A 4,391-nucleotide genomic window follows, 5' to 3' on the forward strand; every position below is an offset into this window, starting at 1 on the left:
ACCCTGCGTCCAAAGCAAGCCATTTCACGTCCAAAGCGAGTCACCCTGCGTCCAAAGCGAGCCATTTCACGTCCAAAGCAAGTCATCATACCACGTCCAAAGCGAGTTACCCGGCATCCAAAGCAAACCATCCTGCATTCAAACAAGGCTTTCAAATCAAAAAAATAGACAAACTCAATCTTTTTTGAGTTTGTCTATCATCATGTCTATCACTTCTGTTGCGCCGCAATGGATTGTTCCAATTCGGCGATAGAGTTCTGGATTGCAGATAGTTCCTTTTCGAGCTTCAGTCTGTTCGATTCGGTCGAGAGCTGCCATTGTTCGATCGAGCCTTTAATTCCATTGACGGCTTCTGGAACCAATTCTTTTGCTTCCTTCGTCATATGTGTAATGGAGTTTTTCAACTCGGTGATTTTTCCTTTGACGTCGTTCAATTTATGCTTCATGTCAGTTGAAGCGTTTTTAACGGACGAGCGGATTTCGCTGCCTGTTTGTGGAGTTGAAAATAACACAGTGACAGCGGCTGTCACCGAACCTGCAAGTAGCCCAGCGAGAAATGTAGATGCTTTCATAGTGGAGAGCACTCCTTTCATATTGAATAGTATTCCTTTTCATAGATTTATTAAAACATGGCAAACTGTTTTGGGCAAATGAAAAAAGCTTCCCTCTGAAGGAAAGCTTTTTATTATCAATTGGACAATGCTGTTTTGAATGAAGTACGCTTCAACAAAGTTGTAATGATCGGGTAAATGATGAAGAATGCTAACCCGTTCATAGCGATTGCAGGAAGAACGACTGTGATGAACAAAAATCCAAATGGAATGTTCACGCCAATGACGAAAATGGCGACGAACAGGAAGATTGTTCCTGATAACAGTGTTCCGCAGCAAGCGATGATGATTGAAAGGATTAAATGGTTAGCGGCTTTCCTAAGTAGTACGATGACCGCAAACACGACAAATGCCGTGATGAACTTATCGATGACATTCGGGATGAATCCTCCTGGGAGGCTTGTGAAAATCCCTGATAGGACTCCGGTCGTCGCTCCAAGCAAAAAGACACTCTTAACGTCCGGGAATAAAAAGATGCCGATGAACATCATCGTCAGCATGAAATCTGGTTTCATGCCCTCGCCATACCCCGGAATGACCAAGTACAAAGCAGCACCCACTGATATTAGCAGCGCCATCAACGTAAGATTTTTCGTATTCAATTCTCATCTCTCCTCAACTAGACTCTAATTTTTTCGTTCTCCTGACGTATCCTCGTGATCGGCAGCGAAAACATACATAAATTATACAGGGGATTTTATGAACTAGCAAGTCCTGTCCCGCATTAACTGGCAGTAAATGCCCGATTCGTTCAACTAACACTCAGTGGAAAGAACCACTGAGTGAAGTTTTACTTTATTATTTACCGAACCGGCTTCGGATCTGCTCCGCAATCTCTTGGATCTGTTCTTTGGGGAACTCCTCCACCTTCGGATTCCAGTCCGATTGGAAGCCATCCGTTTGATCATAGCGCGGGATGAAATGCATATGGAAGTGGAAGACAGCTTGGCCGGCAGCCGCTCCATTGTTTTGCAGTAGATTCATCCCAGCAGGTGTGAATTCCTCTTTTAGCACATTCGCGATTTTGGGAGCAACCGAGAATAGACGGGAAGCTTCTTCTTCTGTGAATTCATACAGATTTTCACGATGCTTTTTTGGAATAAGCAAAACATGCCCTTTCGTTACAGGCATGACGTCCAAAATGGCGATAACGTGCTCATCTTCATAGATTTTCTCACTAGGGAGGGTGCCTTCTGCGATTTTACAAAAGATACATGATGTCATTTGAGGTCATCCTTTCCGATTCTACGTCTCCCTTTAGGAGAAGTATTCATTAATGACACAAGTGTAGCATATTTTCTGTTAATGCATGAAAGATGGACAAAGCATTCCGGTTCGATGTTTGGTAAAATGGAAACAAGAATGGAGGATGACTATGGCGATTCTTGAAGTAAAAGACGTGACAGGTGGATATACACGTAAACCTGTTCTACACGATTTATCATTTGAAATCGGTAAAGGCGAGCTTGTCGGTTTGATCGGCTTGAACGGTGCCGGAAAAAGTACGACGATCAAACATATTATCGGACTAATGAATCCGCATCAAGGCGAAATTGTAGTGAATGGCGTCACGTTTCGTGAAAACCCTGAAGCATATCGTAAAGCGTTCACATATATTCCGGAAACACCGATTTTATACGAAGAGCTGACGTTGAAAGAACATCTTGAATTGACGGCGATGGCGTATGGATTGGATCGGGAATCATTCGATGCGCGCACTGAAATACTATTGAAAGAGTTCATGATGGAGAAGCGGTTGAATTGGTTTCCATCGCATTTCTCAAAAGGGATGCGGCAAAAAGTCATGATTTTATGCGCATTTTTAGTGGAACCTTCACTGTATATTATCGATGAACCGTTTGTCGGGCTCGACCCGATCGGAATCCGTTCATTGCTTGACCAAATAGAAGAAAGAAAAGCAAATGGCGCTTCCGTATTGATGTCGACCCATGTGCTTTCCACTGCGGAGAAATATTGCGACCGGATTATTCTGCTGCATGAAGGACGCGTGAGAGCGCAAGGAACGATGGATGATTTGCGGAAAGCCTTCAACCGTCCGGGTGCCACTTTGGACGAGCTCTATATTTCAATGACTGAGGACAATGACCATGAACAGTTTGCGTGAAATATGGGGCAACCGTTTTATTCATTACATGAACGAACTCCAAAAATATATGCGGTTCGTTTTCACTGGCCATTTGGCGATTGTGTTGCTCTTTACAATCGGCGCGGGCGGCTACGCATACAGTGAATGGCTGAAAGAAGTGCCATCTGGCTTTCCTTCCGCAATCATAGCGGCAGCCGTACTTGGGGCTGTGTTATCAATGGGATCGCCTGTTACGTTGTTGAAGCCGGCGGATATCGTCTTTTTCCTGCCAATGGAAAATAAGCTGGAAGAGTATTTGAGGCGGTCGTTACGCTATTCTCTGTTTTCACAGTTGCCGATTCCTTACATTTTATTCATCGTCCTATTGCCATTGTTGGCAGCAACAGACGTCACCGGGAAACCGCAATTCATTCTCACTGCGATCGTCATATTCCTTGTGAAATGGCTGTATGTTGAGACAGAATACCATTACCGCCGTGCTAATGAAGGGGAAGGTATTTGGAAAGACCGTTTTGTCAGGTTCGTGTTGGCGGCGCTTCTTATTTATGTGATGCTAGCTGGCAGTCCCTATTTCATACCGCTCGTCGGTGTGCTGATGGCAGTCTATTATTTATTCTGGAAGAAAAGAAGTGCTGCAAATCCTTTCCCGTATGAACATTTCATAACCCTTGAGCAAAATCGCATGATGCGGTTTTATCGCTTTGCGAATTATTTCACCGACGTCCCGCATTTAAAAGGATCTGTCAGCCGACGTGGTTGGCTTGGCTTCCTCATGCGTCCTGCGCGTTTCGGACAAACGTCGCCTCAACGATATTTGCTGCGAAGGACGCTTATGCGCACGGATGACATATTTTGGTTATGGGTCAGATTGACGGCGCTGTCGGTGTTGGGCGTTGTCCTTATTCCGTTCCCGATTGTCGTCTATATTTTTATCGGTGCATTGGCATTTGCGTCAGCAATCCAATTGGTTCATGCATTACGGGCGGGAGACGACTTCAGGATGGATATGCTTTTCCCGGAAACGGACAATACGAGAACGCCTGCCATTCGTAAAACAGTTAGCGGTGTTCAATTGCTCCAGGCAATGTTTGTTCTAGTGGCGGGTCTGATTGCAATCGGTATATCAGTGACGCCAGTCATTATGGCGGCGATCGTACTCATCGTTTCTGAAGCGACAATCCGCGTTTCAAATGACAAAACGGAAGAAGTTTGAACGAACATCACTACGAAATAAAAATAGAATATTCTCAAAAACCTTGCAACTGATATCGGAATTTATGTATAATAGAAAAAAGGCATCAGGGGTGAGAGAGATGGAAAACAATTATTCATATGCCGAGTTTTTAAAAGCCGTGGGGAAAAATAGCACTTCGCTTCAAGCGGAGAGATTATTGAATGATATTTATATGGATCTATTCCTGAATCATATTCATCGGGAGCAAACGAAGAAACGTCTCTTGAAACTTATTGATATTGCGCTTGATGAAAAGGACGAGTACACCTTCAAAAGTCTGACGGATGAATTGGTGAAACTGGAGGAACATTAACCAACTTAAGCGGGCTGCTCGCTAATCGTTAACCGATTAGCTGTGCAGACCCGCTTTTTATATTTTTGATTGATGGCTAGTTCCGGCGGCCAGCTCCTCGCAAACGCAAAGCGTTACGAGCACATC

Annotated in this window: 6 protein-coding genes; 3 read left to right on the forward strand and 3 right to left on the reverse strand. The window is 44.3% G+C overall.

Features of this window, described 5'->3' with window-relative positions:
• Positions 1-209: 209 nt before the first annotated feature.
• The 3 genes from AWV70_RS19815 to AWV70_RS19825 form a co-directional block, all read right to left on the reverse strand.
• Positions 210-572 (reverse strand): YtxH domain-containing protein, encoded by a 363-nt coding sequence (locus tag AWV70_RS19815; RefSeq protein ID WP_060210244.1) that lies wholly within the window; start codon positions 570-572, stop codon positions 210-212.
• 116 nt (positions 573-688) lie between these two features.
• Positions 689-1,213 (reverse strand): tryptophan transporter, encoded by a 525-nt coding sequence (locus AWV70_RS19820; RefSeq protein ID WP_060210245.1) that lies wholly within the window; start codon positions 1,211-1,213, stop codon positions 689-691.
• Between the two features lie 196 nt (positions 1,214-1,409).
• Entirely contained in the window at positions 1,410-1,835 is a 426-nt protein-coding gene (locus AWV70_RS19825) for an HIT family protein (RefSeq protein WP_060210246.1), read from the reverse strand.
• A 151-nt stretch (positions 1,836-1,986) separates the two neighbouring features.
• Here AWV70_RS19825 and AWV70_RS19830 point away from each other — a divergent pair, with 151 nt between their 5' ends.
• The 3 genes from AWV70_RS19830 (at position 1,987) to AWV70_RS19840 (ending at position 4,265) form a co-directional block, all read left to right on the forward strand.
• Positions 1,987-2,736, forward strand: coding sequence for an ABC transporter ATP-binding protein (locus AWV70_RS19830; protein ID WP_060210247.1), 750 nt, complete (start codon positions 1,987-1,989; stop codon positions 2,734-2,736).
• The gene (locus tag AWV70_RS19835; protein ID WP_060210248.1) at positions 2,720-3,931 is read left to right on the forward strand and encodes an ABC transporter permease; all 1,212 of its coding nucleotides are present in this window, start codon (positions 2,720-2,722) and stop codon (positions 3,929-3,931) included. Before AWV70_RS19830 ends, AWV70_RS19835 begins: the two co-directional genes overlap by 17 nt.
• Before the next feature lie 100 nt (positions 3,932-4,031).
• Positions 4,032-4,265: an IDEAL domain-containing protein gene (locus tag AWV70_RS19840; RefSeq protein WP_060210249.1), complete on the forward strand. Its 234-nt coding sequence runs from the start codon at positions 4,032-4,034 to the stop codon at positions 4,263-4,265.
• Positions 4,266-4,391 lie beyond the last annotated feature (126 nt).

Origin of the sequence: Sporosarcina koreensis (assembly GCF_001531445.1) — a bacterium.
GTDB lineage: Bacteria > Bacillota > Bacilli > Bacillales_A > Planococcaceae > Sporosarcina > Sporosarcina koreensis_C.

Excerpts from the sequence above, each read along its gene's own strand:
- AWV70_RS19830 (WP_060210247.1), top strand. The coding sequence starts at position 1,987 with ATGGCGATTCTTGAAGTAAAAGACGTGACAGGTGGATATACACGTAAA.
- AWV70_RS19840 (WP_060210249.1), top strand. The coding sequence starts at position 4,032 with ATGGAAAACAATTATTCATATGCCGAGTTTTTAAAAGCCGTGGGGAAA.
- AWV70_RS19825 (WP_060210246.1), bottom strand. The coding sequence starts at position 1,835 with ATGACATCATGTATCTTTTGTAAAATCGCAGAAGGCACCCTCCCTAGT.
- AWV70_RS19815 (WP_060210244.1), bottom strand. The coding sequence starts at position 572 with ATGAAAGCATCTACATTTCTCGCTGGGCTACTTGCAGGTTCGGTGACA.
- AWV70_RS19835 (WP_060210248.1), top strand. The coding sequence starts at position 2,720 with ATGAACAGTTTGCGTGAAATATGGGGCAACCGTTTTATTCATTACATG.